The sequence below is a fragment of the Burkholderia sp. MSMB1498 genome, from assembly GCF_001526245.1.
Classification (GTDB): Bacteria; Pseudomonadota; Gammaproteobacteria; order Burkholderiales; family Burkholderiaceae; genus Burkholderia; species Burkholderia savannae.
On the sequence record NZ_LOYJ01000124.1, the window covers coordinates 153,893 to 170,434 of the forward strand.

14 protein-coding genes are annotated in these 16,542 nt (G+C 68.1%); 7 read left to right on the plus strand and 7 right to left on the minus strand.

Annotation, left to right across the window (positions count from 1 at the left end; all coding sequences use genetic code 11):
• Positions 1 to 51: 51 nt before the first annotated feature.
• Entirely contained in the window at positions 52 to 1,392 is a 1,341-nt protein-coding gene (locus WS91_RS29675) for an MFS transporter (RefSeq protein ID WP_059671537.1), read from the minus strand.
• 915 nt (positions 1,393 to 2,307) lie between these two features.
• Complete coding sequence (locus WS91_RS29680; protein ID WP_038753109.1) at positions 2,308 to 3,495, minus strand: M20 aminoacylase family protein; 1,188 nt, start codon at positions 3,493 to 3,495, stop codon at positions 2,308 to 2,310.
• A gap of 134 nt (positions 3,496 to 3,629) precedes the next feature.
• On the opposite strand from WS91_RS29680, the gene WS91_RS29685 reads away from it, so the two are divergent.
• Both WS91_RS29685 and WS91_RS29690 read left to right on the plus strand, forming a co-directional pair.
• Complete coding sequence (locus WS91_RS29685) at positions 3,630 to 4,529, plus strand: LysR family transcriptional regulator (protein WP_059671538.1); 900 nt, start codon at positions 3,630 to 3,632, stop codon at positions 4,527 to 4,529.
• A gap of 236 nt (positions 4,530 to 4,765) precedes the next feature.
• A complete protein-coding gene (locus WS91_RS29690; RefSeq protein ID WP_038753094.1) occupies positions 4,766 to 5,548 on the plus strand; it encodes an ABC transporter substrate-binding protein in 783 nt (260 codons plus the stop codon).
• A 450-nt stretch (positions 5,549 to 5,998) separates the two neighbouring features.
• Here the strand turns inward: WS91_RS29690 and WS91_RS29695 are convergent, their stop codons facing one another.
• Complete coding sequence (locus WS91_RS29695; RefSeq protein WP_059671565.1) at positions 5,999 to 8,119, minus strand: acyltransferase family protein; 2,121 nt, start codon at positions 8,117 to 8,119, stop codon at positions 5,999 to 6,001.
• Between the two features lie 268 nt (positions 8,120 to 8,387).
• Here WS91_RS29695 and WS91_RS29700 point away from each other — a divergent pair, with 268 nt between their 5' ends.
• On the plus strand, positions 8,388 to 9,503 hold the full coding sequence (locus WS91_RS29700; protein ID WP_038753106.1) for a succinylglutamate desuccinylase/aspartoacylase family protein: 1,116 nt from the start codon (positions 8,388 to 8,390) through the stop codon (positions 9,501 to 9,503).
• A 188-nt stretch (positions 9,504 to 9,691) separates the two neighbouring features.
• Here WS91_RS29700 and WS91_RS29705 read toward each other — a convergent pair whose 3' ends face one another.
• Positions 9,692 to 10,501: a MetQ/NlpA family ABC transporter substrate-binding protein gene (locus WS91_RS29705; RefSeq protein ID WP_038753092.1), complete on the minus strand. Its 810-nt coding sequence runs from the start codon at positions 10,499 to 10,501 to the stop codon at positions 9,692 to 9,694.
• Positions 10,502 to 10,804: 303 nt separating this feature from the next.
• Between WS91_RS29705 and WS91_RS29710 the strand changes: the two genes are divergently transcribed.
• The 4 genes from WS91_RS29710 (at position 10,805) to aac(6') (ending at position 13,711) form a co-directional block, all read left to right on the plus strand.
• Positions 10,805 to 11,953, plus strand: a complete 1,149-nt coding sequence (locus WS91_RS29710; RefSeq protein WP_038753090.1) for a porin — start codon at positions 10,805 to 10,807, stop codon at positions 11,951 to 11,953.
• A 208-nt stretch (positions 11,954 to 12,161) separates the two neighbouring features.
• Positions 12,162 to 12,422, plus strand: coding sequence for a DUF2866 domain-containing protein (locus WS91_RS29715; protein WP_038753088.1), 261 nt, complete (start codon positions 12,162 to 12,164; stop codon positions 12,420 to 12,422).
• A gap of 417 nt (positions 12,423 to 12,839) precedes the next feature.
• The gene (locus WS91_RS29720) at positions 12,840 to 13,223 is read left to right on the plus strand and encodes a DUF6232 family protein (RefSeq protein ID WP_059575493.1); all 384 of its coding nucleotides are present in this window, start codon (positions 12,840 to 12,842) and stop codon (positions 13,221 to 13,223) included.
• The gene (aac(6'), locus tag WS91_RS29725; RefSeq protein WP_059671539.1) at positions 13,220 to 13,711 is read left to right on the plus strand and encodes an aminoglycoside 6'-N-acetyltransferase; all 492 of its coding nucleotides are present in this window, start codon (positions 13,220 to 13,222) and stop codon (positions 13,709 to 13,711) included. The genes WS91_RS29720 and aac(6') overlap by 4 nt, the downstream gene beginning before the upstream one ends.
• 10 nt (positions 13,712 to 13,721) lie before the next feature.
• Here the strand turns inward: aac(6') and dhaL are convergent, their stop codons facing one another.
• Genes dhaL through WS91_RS29740 form a run of 3 tightly spaced genes read right to left on the minus strand, consistent with a single transcriptional unit; the run spans position 13,722 to position 16,522 of the window.
• Entirely contained in the window at positions 13,722 to 14,381 is a 660-nt protein-coding gene (gene dhaL / locus WS91_RS29730; RefSeq protein WP_059575498.1) for a dihydroxyacetone kinase subunit DhaL, read from the minus strand.
• On the minus strand, positions 14,378 to 15,382 hold the full coding sequence (locus tag WS91_RS29735; protein WP_059671540.1) for a dihydroxyacetone kinase subunit DhaK: 1,005 nt from the start codon (positions 15,380 to 15,382) through the stop codon (positions 14,378 to 14,380). The genes dhaL and WS91_RS29735 overlap by 4 nt, the downstream gene beginning before the upstream one ends.
• Positions 15,383 to 15,385: 3 nt before the next feature.
• Positions 15,386 to 16,522: an MDR/zinc-dependent alcohol dehydrogenase-like family protein gene (locus WS91_RS29740; RefSeq protein WP_038753079.1), complete on the minus strand. Its 1,137-nt coding sequence runs from the start codon at positions 16,520 to 16,522 to the stop codon at positions 15,386 to 15,388.
• Positions 16,523 to 16,542: the final 20 nt, after the last annotated feature.

A 16,542-nucleotide genomic window follows, 5' to 3' on the forward strand; every position in this document is an offset into this window, starting at 1 on the left:
CGGCGCACCGCGAACCGCTCGCGCGCCGCGCCGCCGAGCGCCGTCACGCACTCAATCGACCGCCTCCACCGCCGTCTCGCGCAGCATCCCGACCGCGACGAGCGACACGGTCACGCACGCGGCCACGTACGCGGCGGGCGCGAGCTTGCTGCCCGTCGCGCGCACGAGCCACGTCGCGACGAGCTGCGCGGTGCCGCCGAACAGCGTCACCGAGAGCGCATAGGCGATCGAGATGCCGGTCGCGCGCACGCGGCGCGGAAACGATTCGCACATCAGCGCGAACTCGGACGCCGACCCCATCGAATAGAACAGCAGCATCAGCGCCGTGAGCGGCATCACGACCGCAAGCGACGGATAGCGGTTCATCAGCACGAATGCCGGAAACAGCAGCGCGACGAGCACGCCGCGCCCGACGAAGATCGGCAGGCGCCGGCTGCCGATCCTGTCGGACAGCCAACCGAATAGCGGGCACGTGACGAGCATCACGCAGCCCGACGCGACGCCGACGAACATCGACAGCTTCATCGGCAAGCCGAGCGTGTGGATCGCGTAGGTCGGCATGTAGAACGTCAGGATGTACGTCGACACCGTGCCGCCCATCACCGTGAGCGTCAGCAGCAGCACCGTGCGGCCGTGCTGCGCGAACAGCTCGCGCAGCACGCCGCCGTCGACGCCGTGATGGCCGGCACCCGGCGCGTCGTCGGCGAGGCGGCGGCGCAGATACATGCCGACGGGCGCGATCAGCACGCCGAGCGCGAACGGCACGCGCCAGCCCCAGCTCTCGAGCGCGTCCTTCGCGAGCGTGTTCGACACCAGCGCCGCGAACCCGGAGCCCATCAGCGCCGCGCCGCCCTGCGTCGCGAGCTGCCAGCTCGCGCGAAAGCCGCGGCGCGCGGCGCCGCCCTGCTCGACGAGCGTCGACGTCGCCGCACCGAACTCGCCGCCTTGCGAAAAGCCCTGCATCAGCCGCACGCCGACGACGATCACGGGCGCGAGCACGCCGATCTGCGCGTAGGTCGGCGCGAGCGCGATCATCCCGGTGCCGAGCGCCATCAGCATGATCGTCAGGTTCAGCGCCGCCTTGCGGCCGCGGCGGTCCGCGTAGACGCCGAGCACGACGCTGCCGAGCGGGCGCGTGAAGAAGCCCGCCGCGAACGTCGCGACCGACAGCAGCAGCGACGTCGTCGCGTCGTGCGACGGGAAAAACAGCTTGCCGATGATCACCGCGAAAAAGCCGAAGACGGTGAAATCGAAGAACTCGAGCCAGTTGCCGATCACCGCCGCCGCGACGGCACCGCCGCGCGCGGCGCGAGAGGTCGCCGCGGGCGCGGATGCGGCTGCGGCGGCGCCCGCGCGGTCGGCGGCGGGCATCGTCAGATTGTCTTCATGCATGTCGTCGTCTCCTCCTGGAATATCTCGGAACCGAATCGGAACCGCGATCGGCAGCCGACGGGCCGCCCCGCTTCGGCCGGCCGGCTCCTCGCGCTCCTCGCGCTCCTCGCGCCCCTCGCCGGCGCGAGCGGCGCGTCGCTCGCTGCGATCGCAATCGGCTCGCGAGCGGTCAGCCGAAATCGGCCGGCCGTCGTCATTCGTGTTCCTCTCGTGCCGCGCGGCAAGCGACGAGACACGTGGCTTCGCATCGTCGCCGGCAGCCGGTCAGCGCCGCCTCGGCGCCGCTGTCGAGACGGGCGACGAAACGCGCGCCGCGGCCGCAGTCGCGTTACCCGCCGGCCGCCAACCCAAACTAGCGATCCGCATGCCCGATTTCCTCACGCCAGGCCACGACCGCGAACCGCAAGCCGCACGCCGTACGCCACGAGCCGCACGCCACAAGCCGCGAGCCGCGAATGCAAACCACTCGCCGCGCGTCGCGAGGCGCAACCGCGCGTTGCCGTCGCGCCTCGCATATCAATGTGCAAGCCGCTTCACATACCGACTCACACACCGCTTCACACACCGATTCGCACGCCAACTTGCAACCCATTCGCACGCCGCTTCGCGGAGCCGACAAACACGGCCTATTCGAAGCGACGCGTAGCGACACCAAGCAACGAAGTCCGGCGAGCCGGCATCGAAGCCATCGAATCGGCGGAAGCGGCGCGCGGCAACCGTCCAGGCGTCGCGCGCGCCGCCCGCGTCGGTCGGCAACGCCCGCCCGTGCGCACCGCGCATCAGTCGCGAACCGCGCACCCGGCCGATCCACCGATCCACCGATCCGCCGATCCGCCGATCCACCAATCCGCCGATTTGCCGCCCGGCCGCCCCACCGGCGCTCCGCAAACGCGTCTGCGCCGCCGACGCGCACGCCTACCGCCCGAGATACCGCTCGACGAGCCGCGCCCAGAACGCCGCGCCGATCACGAGATTGCGATCGTTGAAGTCGTATTTCGGGTTGTGCACCATGCAGCCGTCCTCGCCCGCGCCGTTGCCGAGCCGCACGAACGAGCCCGGCCGCCGCTGCAGCATGAACGCGAAATCCTCGCTGCCCATCAGGATGTCGGCCTGCTCGACGACGTTGCGCTCGCCGACCAGTTCCTTCGCGACCTGCGCGGCGAAATCGGTTTCGTCGTCCGAATTGACGACGACCGGATAGCCTTCGATGTACTCGACGCTCGCCGTCGCGCCGTAGCTCGCCGCCTGCGCGTCGACGAGCGCCGCGATGCGGCGCTTGAGCAGCGCGCGCACCGCCGGATCGAATGAGCGCACCGACAGTTCGAGCCGCGCGCCGTTCGGAATGACGTTGTTCGCGGTGCCCGCGTGCAGCGAGCCGACCGTGACGACGGCAGGCTGCGCGGGATCGACGTTGCGCGCGACGATCGTCTGCAGCGCCATCACGATGCTCGCCGCGACGACGATCGGATCGACCGCGAGATGCGGCCGCGCCGCGTGGCCGCCGACGCCGTGAATCTCGATCACCGCCTTGTCGCCCGCCGACATGAACGCGCCGCGCCGCGTGAGGAACACGCCCGGCTCGACGCCCGGATGATTGTGCATCCCGAACACCGCGTCGCACGGGAAGCGCTCGAACAGGCCGTCGTCGATCATCCGCTTCGCGCCGCTGTCGACGCCGTGCTCCTCGGCCGGCTGGAAATAGAGATGGACGGTGCCGCAGAAGTTGCGCGTCTGCGCGAGCCGCCATGCGGCGCCGAGCAGCATCGTCGTGTGGCCGTCGTGGCCGCACGCGTGCATCTTGCCGGGCACGGCGCTCGCGTACGGCAGCCCGGTCGCCTCGACGATCGGCAGCGCGTCCATGTCCGCGCGCACGCCGACGCGGCGCGCGCCGTCGCCCGCGCGCAACGTGCCGACGACGCCCGTTCCGCCGACGCCGCGCGCCACCTGCCAGCCCCACGCCTCGAGCTTGCCGGCGACGAGCGCGGCGGTCTCGAGCTCCTCGTACGCGAGCTCCGGATGGCGGTGAATGCGATGGCGGATTTCGCGCAATTCGTCGGCGAGCGGGGCGAGGTCGTCGACCCCGGTCAAGCGTGCGTCGTTCATCGAAGGCTCCGTGACGGCGGCGCCCGGACAATCGGACGCGCAGAAGCGGGCCACTATAGCCACGCCATAACGATTCAATAAGATGCAGTTTTTTTCACCGCGATAAACTACGTTTATCACCCGCCCTCGCCGCCATGAAGCTCCAGCAACTGCAGGCGTTCGTCGCCACCGCCCACCACAAGAGCCTGCGCGCCGCCGCGCGCGAGCTCGGCGTCACGCAGCCCGCGATCACGCACACGATCCGCGAGCTCGAAAGCGCGCTCAACGCCGAGCTGCTCGTGCGCAGCGTGCGCGGCGTCGAGCTCACCGCGTGCGGCCATGCGCTGCTGCCGCGCGCCGAACAACTGCTCGGCGACATGCGCCGCACCGTCGAGGCGGTCGAGCAGGTGAGGGGCGAGCTGTCCGGGCGCGTCGCGGTCGGCACGATGCCGTCGATCGCGCTGACCGCGCTGCCGCGCGCGGTGATGAAGTTTCGCGCGACGATGCCGCGCGTGAGCCTGTCGCTCGAGGAAGTCACGGTGCCCGACGCGCTCGCGCGGCTGCGCAACGGCGAGCTCGACATCGCCGCGATCCATCACATTCCCGCGCTCGAGCGCGACTTCACGCAGTTGCCGCTGTGCTCGACGGAGTTCGTCGTCGCGATGCGCGAAGGCCATCCGCTCGCGGGCGCGCGGCGGCTGTCGGAGCTGCTCGACGCCGAATGGATCGTCACGGTCGGCGCCGATCACTTTCCGCACAGCGTGATGATGTCGATGTTCAACGCGCACGGGCTGCCGCTGCCGCAGCGGCTGCTGCGCGCGCCGTCGTCGTTCGCGGTGACGCTCGGGCTCGTCGCGCGCTCGGACGTGATCGGCTGCTTCACGAAGCCGCTCGCGGCGATGGTCGCGCCGCTCGGCATTCGCGCCGCGCGCCTCGACGACACGCTGCCGAGCTACGACCTGTCGATCCTGTCGCGCCGCGACCTGCTGCCGACGCCCGCCGTCACGCAGTTCATCGCATGTCTTCGCCAGGCGGCCGACGAAACGTTGACGTAAATCATTCCTCGAGCGGCAACGTCGCGCCGTGCCGCGCAAACCGCCTCGGCGCGCGCCGGACCGCTATCGGGTCTTCCACTAGGCAGCCTCGCGCTATTTTGTCTTGGTAAGCTTGGCGCACCGCTCGTCCCCCGCACCGGACGAGGGCACCAGTCAGCCCGGCCGCTGCCGCGCCGGGCAGCAAGCGCATCCGCGGCACGACCGCGCGCAACCATCGAACTACACGAGGAATAACAGTGAAAAAATTCTTGGCGGCTTTGACCGTGGCCCTGCTGGCCGTGTCAGCAGGCGGCGTCCAGGCGAAGGATTGGTCGACGATCCGTTTCGGCGTCGACGCGAGCTACCCGCCTTTCGAATCGAAAGGCCCGGACGGCAAAGTGGTCGGCTTCGACGTCGATCTCGGCAACGAGATCTGTAAGCGTGTGAAAGCCAAATGCGTGTGGATCGAAAACGACTTCGACGGCATGATCCCCGCGCTGAAGGCGCGCAAGTTCGACGGCGTGCTGTCGTCGATGTCGATGACGCCGCAGCGTGAAGAGCAGATCGCGTTCTCGTCGAAGCTGTTCAACACGCCGACGCGCCTCGTCGCGAAGAAGGGCGCGAACGTGATGCCGACGGCGGATTCGCTGAAGGGCAAATCGGTCGGCGTCGAGCAAGGCACGATCCAGGAAACCTACGCGAAGACCTACTGGGCGCCGAAGGGCGTGAAGGTCCAGCCGTACCAGAATCAGGACCAGGTCTACGCCGACCTGATCGCCGGCCGCCTCGACGCGGCGCTGCAAGACGCGGTGCAGGCCGACATCGGCTTCCTGAAGACGCCGCGCGGCAAGGACTTCGCGTTCGCCGGCTCGGACCTCGACGATCCGAAGACGCTCGGCGAAGGCGCGGGCATCGGCCTGCGCAAGGAAGACACCGATCTGAAGGCGAAGATCGACAAGGCGATCGCCGACATGCGCAAGGACGGCACGTACGACAAGATCGCGAAGAAATACTTCGACTTCAACGTGTACGGCAAGTAAGCCGGCTCGCGCGCGGCGCGTCCGGCAGGGCGCGCCGCCGCGGTTCGCAGCGAAAACGGGCTTCGCTTCGCGGCGAAGCCCGTTTTTTTGCGCGCGGCCGCGCCGGTGTCCGCCATCGGGCACGCGTCGCCATCGGGCACGCGTCGCCGTCGGACAGCGGAGCCGCTCGACGTGAGCCGGATCGGAATGTCCCGGCGCGCGAGTCTGCCGACGAAGCGGCCGCCGACAGCTTGCCTTTCGCCTGCCGGCTTCTTGTCTGCCGGCTTTTTGTCTGCGCGATTTTTGTCCGCCCGTTTTTCATCCACCTGCCGCGCCGGCTCGTCGCGAGTCTCGTCACGTCGCGCTATCGAGACGGCCCATCGCGGCGCGCCTTCCCTTCATCGACCGTCGGCGCTCGCGATCGCCTCGCGCCTCGCGCCTCGATCCGATCGGCACGGCGCAAGCAACTCGCTACGCAGCGCCCATCATCTGACGCATGAACGCCTCGAAACCCGGAAGCACGCGCGAATTTCCATAGCCGCTGATGTGGTCGCCGTCGAAGAACAACGGCCGCCCGCCGTCGTACGCCGAGCACGTCTTCGCGCCGCACAGGAGCGGCAGCGGGTCCCACGTGCGGACGTCCGGCACCCGGGCGGCGATCCGCGCGTACGATTCCAGCACGGGCGCCCTCAGTTCGTCGATCTCGCCGCGGCCGACGAGCGGGCCGTGCGCGCAGATCGCGTTGCGTCGATTGAACCAGTCCGAGCAGCGGTACGGAACCATCCGGAAAACCGGCGGCGGCGCTTCGAGCACGATCCGCGCGCCGCGTCGCTCGATGTCCCGCAATACCGGGATGGCGGCCGCAACGGCCCGATCGCGCTGCTCGGCCGCATCGCCGCCGAACATCAGGCGGCGCGCGGCTTCGTCGCCGACGAACGCCCACTGCGTGGTCAGCCGCGGCAGGCGAAGCGACGGAAGAAACACGACGTCTCCGGGCTCGAGCTTCGACAGCATGTCCAGCCGCGCCGCGTCGCCGTACCGGCGGCATCCGGGATCGCCGCGCTCGCGCCACGGCTGCAGACTGACGAACGGACATCCCGCGTTGTTGTACGAATAGACGGCGATGCCCGTGCGCACGACGAACTGCTTGAACATGCCCGCATACGCCATCGCGTGTGAATCGCCGATCACGAACACGCGATGCCGGCTTGCCGGCCGCAGGTCGCAGTGCTTGCGCGAATAGATCCAAAGCTTGCCGCCGTCGACGTCGGCGCTGTCGACATCCGCGACGCAACCCGGATACGCGGCGTTCGTGTCGGCGCCGTACGGATACCAGTCGAGCCGATTTCGCGCGACGGTGCTGAGCGATAGCTGCGGCTGCGCGGCGGCCAGCATCGATGAGAATGCCGCGCCCGCCGCCATCGCGCCCGTCGTGCACGCGAGCACGACGAAGCGCGGCGCCCGCCGCGCGGATGCTCCGCGCCGAAACGGCGTCTCGACGAAGCGATACGACGCGGCCGACAGCGCGAACGCGAGCACCAGCGCGCACGCGCGGCTGCTGGCCGAATCGAGCCCGACCGTCCAGCGAAGCACGACGAAGATCGGCCAGTGCCACAAGTAAAGCGAATAGGAAATCCTGCCGACGAAGCGCAGCGCCCGGTTCTCGAGCGCCGTGGAGATCGGTCCCGCATGCCCGCGCCCGTGCAGCAAGCCGAGCAGCCCCAGCGTGCCGGCGACGGGAACGATCGCGCCGGGAAACGGATAGAGCGCCGGCCTCGACACGACGAATCCGGCCAGCACCGCGGCCGCCGACGCCCACGCGCCCGCCCGGATCGCGGGCGTCGCCGGCAATCGCGCCGGCTTGCCCGACGCGAATCCGAAGCACGCCATGCACTGATGAAGCAGGACGCCCGCGGCAAGTTCCCAGAAGCGCCCGAAGATGAAATAGAACGCCTGCGCGTGCCGCGCGGGGCCCGTCCAGAGCGCCCACGCGAGCGACGCGCCGAGCCCGGCCGCGAACAGCGCGGTCGACACGTATCGGCGGTCCCTGCCCGCGATCCACGGCCAGAACAGCAATGGGAAAATCGCATAGAACTGCTCCTCGACGCCGAGCGACCAGGTATGCGTATACGGGTTGAATTCCGCCTTCGGCGAAAAATAATCGCCGCCCGTCGCGCCGAGGATCACGTTGCTCGAGCCGAAGAATGCGAGCAGCGCGGTTTTCTGGTTTCTGTCGCTCAGATAGGAAGCCGGGATGAAGAGCGCCGCGAGCAGGCCGGTCGCGAGCAAGACCACGAAGAGCGCCGGCAGAATTCGCCGGATGCGCCGGGCGTAAAAAAACAAAAGAAATTGCCCGAACGACATCGGCCCCCGGTTCGCGACCGACGCGCTCACGACGAAGCCGGAAATCACGAAAAAGATATCGACGCCGGAAAAGCCGCCCGGCAGCCAGCGCGCGTCCAGGTGGTACAGCACCACGGACAGCACCGCCCATGCGCGCAGGCCGTCGACGTACGGCAAGTAGGCGCTCGTCTCGCGCGCGCCCGGCAAGCCCGCCCGGCTGCCCGTCAACTGCAGTTCGCTCACTGTCATCGGATCGCCCCCCGGCCGCGCCTTCGCCGCACGCGCGCTCACGCTAAAAAAAATCGACGCCCCGCACCCGCTGCGGCCAACAGTGTATCGATTAAAAAATCGCCATAATTTTGATCCGCCGAATGCGCGAATTTCGACGCAAGTCATTGATTGAACAGAAAAACCGTGCGCATACAGCACAGGTTTGGTGCATCCGCGACGATCCACGTACAATCATTGATTCACCGACATCGAACGACGCGCGGCGGCTGCGCCGCTCATTCCCATCATGCAAACGCAGACCCATCCGCTGATCTCGCCGGCCGTCGGCACGGCGCGCCACATCACGAGCTTCCATTACGGCCCGCGCAGCGGGAAGAAGGTGTACATCCAGGCGTCGCTGCACGCGGACGAGCTGCCCGGCATGCTCGTCGCGACGCTGCTGCGCCGCAAGCTCGCGGCGCTCGAGACGGCGGGCAAGCTGCGCGCCGAGATCGTCGTCGTGCCGGTCGCGAATCCGATCGGCCTCGCGCAGCACGTGTTCGGCGATCACCTCGGCCGCTTCGAGCTCGGCTCGATGCAGAACTTCAACCGCAATTTCCACGACCTCGCGGCGCTCGTGATCCCGCGCATCGAGGGCAGCCTCACGCACGACGCGGCCGCGAACCTCGCCGCCGTGCGCGGCGCGATGCGCGAGGCGCTCGACGAGCAGCAGCCGCGCACCGAGCTCGAATCGCAGCGGCTCGCGCTGCAGCGGCTGTCGCACGACGCCGACATCGTGCTCGACCTGCATTGCGACTGCGACGCGGTGATGCACATCTACACGAATCCGGACCTGTGGGAAGACGTCGAGCCGCTGTCGCGCTATCTGGGCGCGAAGGCGTCGCTGCTCGCGCTGAACTCGGTGGGCAATCCGTTCGACGAGATCCACAGCTTCTGCTGGTCGGAGCTGCGCCATCGCTTCGGCGAGCGTCATCCGATTCCAAACGGCACGATCTCGGTGACGGTCGAGCTGCGCAGCGAGCGCGACGTGTCGTACGAGCTCGCCGAGCACGACGCGCAGGCGCTGATCGAATACCTGACGCTGCGCGGCGCGATCGACGGCGCGCCCGCGCCGCAGCCGCCGCTCGAATTCGCGGCGACGCCGCTCGCGGGCACCGATCCGCTCGTCGCGCCGATGTCGGGGGTGATCGTGTTCCGCACGCCGGTCGGCGTGTGGATCGAAGCGGGTCAGGAAGTGGCCGACATCGTCGATCCGCTGACCGACCGCGTCGTCACGCTCAAGAGCAGCGTGTCCGGCGTGCTGTACGCGCGGCAGATCGCGCGCTTCGCGACGGCCGGCATGGAGGTCGCGCGCATCGCCGGCGCGACGCCGATCCGCAGTGGATCGCTGCTGTCGGCCTGAGCACGCGAGCGGCGGCGGTGCGTCGAACCGTCACGTGAAAAAAACTCGCCCGCGCAATGCGGGCGAGTTGCTTACCGGCTCTATTCGAATGGACGGGCGCGTCCCGCCCGAGCCTTTATGAGCACCGCTCGCTGCGATGCTTCCGGGCGCACGCTTCGCGCGCCGCCCGCCCCTGTCGGCCTCGTTCGTCAGAACGCCGGAATGATCGCACCGTTGAATTTCGTTTCGATGAATTTGCGCACGTCGTCCGATTCGTACGCGGCGACGAGCTTCTTCACCCAAGGCTTGTCCCTATCCTGCGCACGCACCGCGATCAGGTTCGCGTACGGGCCCTTCAGGTCCTCGATCGCGATCGCGTCCTTCACCGGCGACAGCCCCGCCTTCACCGCGTAGTCGGTGTTGATCGACGCCGCGTCGAGATCCGGCAGCGCGCGCGGCAGCTGCGCGGCGTCGAGCTCGACGAGCTTGATCTTCTTCGGATTCTCGGCGACGTCGAGCGGCGTCGCGTTCACGCCGTTCGCGCCGGCGCCCGGCTTCAGCTTGACGACCCCGTACTTCTGCAGCAGCAGAAGCGCGCGGTTGCCGTTCGACGGATCGTTCTGAATCCCGATTTTCGCGCCGACGGGCAGATCCTTCAGCGATTTGAGCTTCTTCGAATAGAAGCCCATCGGCGACGTGTACGTGAGCCCGACGCTCACGATCTTGTAGCCGCGCTGCTTGATCTGGCTGTCGAGGAACGGCTGGTGCTGGAAGCCGTTCGCGTCGAGATCCCCGGCGTCGAGCGCCGCGTTCGGCTGCACGTAATCGTTGAATTCGATCACCTTGATCGCAAGCCCGTCGCGCGCGGCGACCTTCGTCACCTCCGTCCAGATCTGCGCGTCCGGGCCGCTCATCGTGCCGATCTTCAGCGCCGGGCCGCCCGCGTGCGCGAGCGTCGCCGCGATTGCAAACGCCGCGCCGCCGGCCGCCCGGCGGAAGATCGAAACAAATCGTTGCATGGCTTGTCCTCGCATCCCGTCATGTGGAAAGCGCGCATCGTCGCATGTGGCGTCGAAGGGACAAACCAAGCAATTTTCATACATATATTCCTGCGCCCGGTCAATCAACCGGCCAAATCGGTATAACGCGGCCGGCGCAAGTCGCCATCATCACGTGTGGCGTGGGCGCGACACACCGTGAACATGTCCGCAATTGTCATATTCATTAAGCGCCCCGTCGATACAGTGCGCTTCCGTTCCCCTTCCAAACGCCTTAAAGAGCGCAGCGGAACCGCAAACATTCTTACTGCTCGGAGATTTGCCTTGAACAAGAAACTGTTGACCACCGCTATCCTCGCCGCGACCGCGAGCGCGGCTCACGCACAAAGCAGCGTCACGCTGTACGGCCTCATCGACGCCGGCGTCAGCTATGTGAACCACAGCAAGAGCGCCAACGGCAGCAGCAAGCTCTTCAAGTACGACGACGGCATCGCCCAGGGCAGCCGTTGGGGCCTGCGCGGCGCAGAAGACCTCGGCGGCGGCCTGAAGGCGATCTTCGTGCTCGAAAACGGCTTCAACAGCGGCAACGGCACGATCGGCCAGGGCGGCGCGATCTTCGGCCGCCAGGCCTATGTCGGCCTGTCGCACAAGGACGCCGGCACGCTGACGTTCGGCCGTCAGTACTCGTTCTCGACCGACATCCTCGGCTCGAACTACTCGACGGGCGGCAACACGGTCGCGGGCAACTACGCGTACCACGTGAACGACATCGACCAGCTGACGTCGAGCCGCATCAACAACGCGGTGAAGTTCCAGAGCGCGAACTACTCGGGCTTCACGTTCGGCGCGTTGTACGGCTTCTCGAACTCGACGTCGTTCGCCGGCGCGCCGGCGACGACGAACGGCACGACGACGACGCCCGGCTCGTCGCGCGCGTACAGCTTCGGCCTGAACTACGCGAACGGCCCGATCGGCCTCGGCGCCGCGTACACCGACATCCGCTATCCGGGCCAATCGACGCCGGCGTTCACGACCAACATCGCGAACCTGACGATCAACAACGTCCGCGACCTGCGCAGCCTCGGCGTCGGCGGCCGCTACATCTGGGGCCCGGCAACCGTCTGGGCGCTGTGGACGAACACGCGCCTCGAGCCGGTCACGGGCGGCAGCACGACGTACAACGCATACGAAGCCGGCGGCAAGTATGCGTTCACGCCGGCGCTGTCGGCGGGCGTCGGCTACACGTACTCGCGCGTGTCGGGGGCGAACTCGGGCCACTGGAACCAGGTCAACGGCGCGCTCGACTACGCGCTCAGCAAGCGCACCGACGTCTACCTGCTCGCGGTCTATCAGCAGGCGTCGGGCAAGGGCCTGCAAGCGCAGATCGGCTCGAGCACGAGCTACTTCAACACGTCGGGCACCGGCTCGAAGAACCAGATCGCCGCGCGCGTCGGTATCCGCCACAAGTTCTGAGCATTCGCTCGACAACTCGCGGCACACTACGGCAAAAGCGCCCCGCCTCGTGCGGGGCGCTTTTTTTGCTGCTTTTAAGTTTCGTTTAATTCTGGGTTGAGAGGATGCTCACACCCCCCCTGTTGGCCGCCTGAGCATCGGCGGCATTTTTTTTACCCGGATTGCGGCGGCGTAGACCGTCCAACGCAAGACAGGATCGGAGGAAACGATGGTCGAAGATACCGTTTTCAGCGGCCTGCGCACGTTACTCACGCACGAACACGCGTTCCCCGTGCAAAGCTGCCGCGTGTCGGTTGCGATGCAGCGCCCGTGGGGGCGCCCGTATCGGCTCGTCGAATGGACGATGCATCTCGATGCGCCCGCGCGCCGCCAGGTCGTGCCAGCCGAGAGCACCGAGGCGGAGATCGCCGAGGCGGTCGCGTCGCACGTGCCCGGGCGTCTGTACGAAGGCGGCACCGCGCTCTACTGACAAGCGCCGCGGCTTCGTTCGCCGCTCGGCGCGACGAGGGCCTGCGCACACGTCGCGGCACGCCCCGGCCGCGCGCGCTTCGGCGCTCCCGCGCCAACGCGCGGCTTTCGCTCGCTGCCGGCGCGCTTGCCTCTCTCTTCCCTCGCTTTTCACGTTCCATCCCTTCTTTCGCCGCTTCGCCGCTTCGCCGGATGAGCCGGCGTGACCCGCCGCGCTCGCGAGCCGCTCCCCGTTCGTCGCATTCGCGAACCGCGCCGGCCAGGCCGCGTTCCCGCCGCCGTGGCCGGCAGTCCTTGCCGATTCGCCCGTTCGCCGCGCGCGACGCGCGTTCCCGATGTCGGCGTCGTGCGTCAGCGGGCCTCGTTCGCGCATCGGTCAAATCTGCTACGCTGCGCGTTTTCGATTGACACCCTTTTGATGGAAAACGCCTTCAACGAACACGGCGTCATGGTCACGCGCAACGGCCTGTCCGCCGCCGGGCAAATCTTCGCGCTGCGCGAGATTCGCGGCGTCGAGGTTCTCACCGTCAGGAAGAACAAGATCGTTCCGTACGCGATCTCGCTGATCGGCGTCGCCGCCGCCGTCGCGGGCGGCTCGCTCGGCTCGAGCGCGACGCTCGTCGCGGGCGTGATGCTCGTCGTCGTCGGCTATCTCGCGTGGACCACGCAGGACGTCACGCATCGGCTCATCGTCGACATGCCCGACGGCAAGCGCGAGGCGATCACGAGCGTCGACCGCGAATTCGTCGAGCGCGTCGCGCAAGCGGTGAACGCCGCACGCGCGGCGGCTGCGGCAACTTGACGCACTCGCTTGCGCATTTCACGATTCGCGCCGCCGAGGCGTCCGACGACGACGCATGGCGTCGGCTTCGGTGCGCGCTGTGGCCGCATGCCGACGACGCCGCACACGCGCGCGACATCGCGCGACAACTCGGCGCGCCGGATCGACATGCCTGCTTCATCGCATCGGCGGCGGATGGCGCCGCGCTCGGCTTCGCCGAAGTCGCTGTTCGGCGCGACTACGTGAACGGCTGCGATACGTCGCCCGTGCTGTTTCTCGAAGGCATCTTCGTCGCTCCGGCCGCGCGCCGCCGCGGCGTCGCGCGCGCGCTGTGCTCGGCCGCCGCCGCGTGGGGCGAGGCGCGCGGCTGCGCCGAATTCGCGTCGGACGCGCCGCTCGAGAACGCCGCGTCGCACGCGCTGCATCGCGCGCTCGGCTTCGCCGAAACCGAGCGCGCGGTCTTCTTTCGCAAGGCGCTCCAGCGCCGACGCGGCGGCTTATCCGGATAGTTCGGCCCGGTCAGTTCAGCCGCGCGCCGATCGAGCTCGCGATACTGCACAGAATCAGGCAGCACGACGCCGCCCCCGCATCGAGCGTGCCGACCGACCGCTCGCCGAGCCGCGCCGCCCGTCCGATCCTCGCCTGCAGCCAGCGCGTCGACTCCTTGCCGCGCTCCGCGGCCGCGCTCATCGCGGCGAGCGCGTGGCGAAAATCGTCGCCCGCGCGCAGCGCTTCGTGAAACGCGGCATCGGCCGGCGCGAGCGTGTCGATCAGCGTCTTGTCGCCGACCTTCGCGTCGCTGATGGCCTGCACGCCCGCCAACCCCGCCGACAGCGCTTCGCCGAACAGTGTCGCGTCGAGCGTGTCGCGCCCCTTCAGCACCACGGCGAAATCCATGAAGAAGCTGCCGTAAAGCGGGCCCATCGATCCGCCGATGCCGTCCAGGAGCGAGGTCGACAACATATCGAGCGCATCCGGCAGGCTCGTCGCGCCGCGCGCGTCGAGCCGCTCGCCGCATTGGCCGAAGCCCTTGCTCATGTTGATGCCGTGATCGCCGTCGCCGATCGCCGCGTCTATTTCGGATAACTGATCGCGATTGCGCCGGATCACGTCGACGAGCTCGCGCACGACGAAACCGGCGCCGGCGAGCGGCAGGCTCTGAAGGGTGGCGGCGTTCATGCGCGGCCTCCAACGGTGAGGCCGATGCTGCTGCACGGCGCGGCGAACAGTTGCTTCAGCTCGTCGTCGAGCCGGGTGATCGTCAGCGTGACGCCCATCATCTCGAGCGACGTGAACAGATTGCCGACGAGGCGAAAGCCGATCTTCAATCCGGCAGCCGCGAGCCGCTCCGCTACTTCGGCATACAGAATATATTGCTCCATCAGCGGCGTCGCGCCGAGTCCCGACACGAGCACGGCCACCTCCTCGCCGCGTTCGAGCGGAAAATCCGGCAGCACGATGTCGAGCATCATCGCGGCCATGTCCTTCGCGCTCACCGTGCGCATCACGCGCACGCCGTGCTCACCGTGGTGGCCGATGCCGACTTCCATCTCGCCGTCGGCGATGTGGAAATTCGCCTTGCCGTTCGCCGGAATCGTGCACGCGGACAGCCCGATGCCGACCGAGCGCGTGTTGTCGATCGCCTTGCGCGCGCTCGCGATCACCGCGTCGAGATCGCCGCCCGCCGCCGCGCGCGCGCCGCCCGCCTTCCACATCAGGATCTCGCCCGCGACGCCGCGACGCTTCGCGCGTTCGTCGCGCGGCGCCGACGCGACGTCGTCGTTCGCGACGACGGTCTTCACGCAGATGCCCTGCGCGGCCGCCATCTTGATCGCCATCTTCACGTTCATGTTGTCGCCCGCGTAATTGCCGTACAGGCATGCGACGCCCGCACCGCGATCGGCGCGCCGGAACGCGTCGAGAAAGCTCTTCGCGGTCGGCGACGAGAAAATCTCGCCGACCGCGACCGCGTCCACGAGCCCCGGCCCCGCGTAGCCGAGAAACGCCGGCTCGTGGCCCGAGCCGCCGCCCGTGACGACGCCGACCTTGCCCGCCGCCGGCCGTGCGACGCCGATCACGCGCGGATTGTCCGCATCGAGCGTGAGCTCCGGATGCGCGGCGGCGATCCCGCGCAGCATATCCTCGACGACGTAGTCGGGATGATTGATGACACGATTCATGCATTAACCTCGTGGGTCCAGGACGACCTTCAACGATTGCTCGCCGCGCTCCATCACCGCGAATGCGTCCGCGAAGCGCGACAGCGGGAACGTGTGCGTGACGATGCCGCGCACGTCGATCTTGCGTGAGCCGATGAACTCGATCGCGCGCGGGTACATGTACGGGCCGAGATGCGAGCCGAGCACGTCGAGCTCCTTGCGGTCGCCGATGATCGACCAGTCGACGGCCGCGTCGTCGTTGAACACGCTGAACTCGACGAAGCGGCCGAGCTTGCGCAGCATCGCGAGGCCCTGACCGACCGCGCGATGGTGGCCCGTCGCCTCGATGTAGATGTCGCAGCCGTAGCCGCCCGTGATCGACCGGATCTTCTCGATCACGTTCTCCTCGCCCGGATTCCACACTTCGTCCGCGCCCATTCCGAGCGCGAGCGCCGCGCGCTCGGGCTTCATGTCGAGCACGATCAGCTTCTTCGGATGGCGCAGCCGCACCGCGCCGATGATGCCGAGCCCGAGCGTGCCCGCCCCCGCCACGACGACCACGTCGTCGAAGCCGACGTTCGCGCGATCGGCCGCATGAAGCGAGCACGACAGCGGCTCGATCAGGATCGCCTCGTCGACCGGAATCGAATCGGGCACCTGGTGGACGATCGCCTCCTTCGTGAAGATCATGTACTCGGCCATCGCGCCGTGCACGTTGTTCTGGAATCCGTACAGATCGTGCTTCTGGCACATCCAGTACTGGCCGTGCCCGCAGAAGCGGCACCCCCAGCACGGCACGATCTGCTCGGAGATCACGCGATCGCCGATCTTCACGCCGCGCCGCTCGGCGAGCGGCCCGAGCGCGACGACGCGGCACACGAACTCGTGGCCCGGAATCATCGGCGGCTTCACGTAGCGCGGCTGCACCGCGTCGCCCCAGAACGACGGCGCGCCGCGGAACGTCTTGATGTCGCCCATGCAGATGCCCACGCGCTCCACTTCGGTCAGAATCTCGTCGGGCCCCGGCTTCGGCACGGGCACCTGCTCGAGGCGGTAATCCTGCGGGCCGTGACAGACCACGGCGCGCATCGTGGCGGGCAGCGCGCCCGCGTCGCTGCGCTCGGCCGCGCGTTGCGGCGGCGCTTCGGCTATCGACGACATGCAACGTCTCCTATGTTTTC

Bases quoted from the DNA above. Each gene is read 5' to 3' on its own strand.
- WS91_RS29705 (WP_038753092.1), bottom strand. From the start codon at position 10,501: ATGCAACGATTTGTTTCGATCTTCCGCCGGGCGGCCGGCGGCGCGGCG.
- WS91_RS29680 (WP_038753109.1), bottom strand. From the start codon at position 3,495: ATGAACGACGCACGCTTGACCGGGGTCGACGACCTCGCCCCGCTCGCC.
- WS91_RS29720 (WP_059575493.1), top strand. From the start codon at position 12,840: ATGGAAAACGCCTTCAACGAACACGGCGTCATGGTCACGCGCAACGGC.
- WS91_RS29740 (WP_038753079.1), bottom strand. From the start codon at position 16,522: ATGTCGTCGATAGCCGAAGCGCCGCCGCAACGCGCGGCCGAGCGCAGC.
- WS91_RS29675 (WP_059671537.1), bottom strand. From the start codon at position 1,392: ATGCATGAAGACAATCTGACGATGCCCGCCGCCGACCGCGCGGGCGCC.
- WS91_RS29715 (WP_038753088.1), top strand. From the start codon at position 12,162: ATGGTCGAAGATACCGTTTTCAGCGGCCTGCGCACGTTACTCACGCAC.
- WS91_RS29695 (WP_059671565.1), bottom strand. From the start codon at position 8,119: ATGACAGTGAGCGAACTGCAGTTGACGGGCAGCCGGGCGGGCTTGCCG.
- dhaL (WP_059575498.1), bottom strand. From the start codon at position 14,381: ATGAACGCCGCCACCCTTCAGAGCCTGCCGCTCGCCGGCGCCGGTTTC.
- WS91_RS29700 (WP_038753106.1), top strand. From the start codon at position 8,388: ATGCAAACGCAGACCCATCCGCTGATCTCGCCGGCCGTCGGCACGGCG.
- WS91_RS29685 (WP_059671538.1), top strand. From the start codon at position 3,630: ATGAAGCTCCAGCAACTGCAGGCGTTCGTCGCCACCGCCCACCACAAG.
- WS91_RS29735 (WP_059671540.1), bottom strand. From the start codon at position 15,382: ATGAATCGTGTCATCAATCATCCCGACTACGTCGTCGAGGATATGCTG.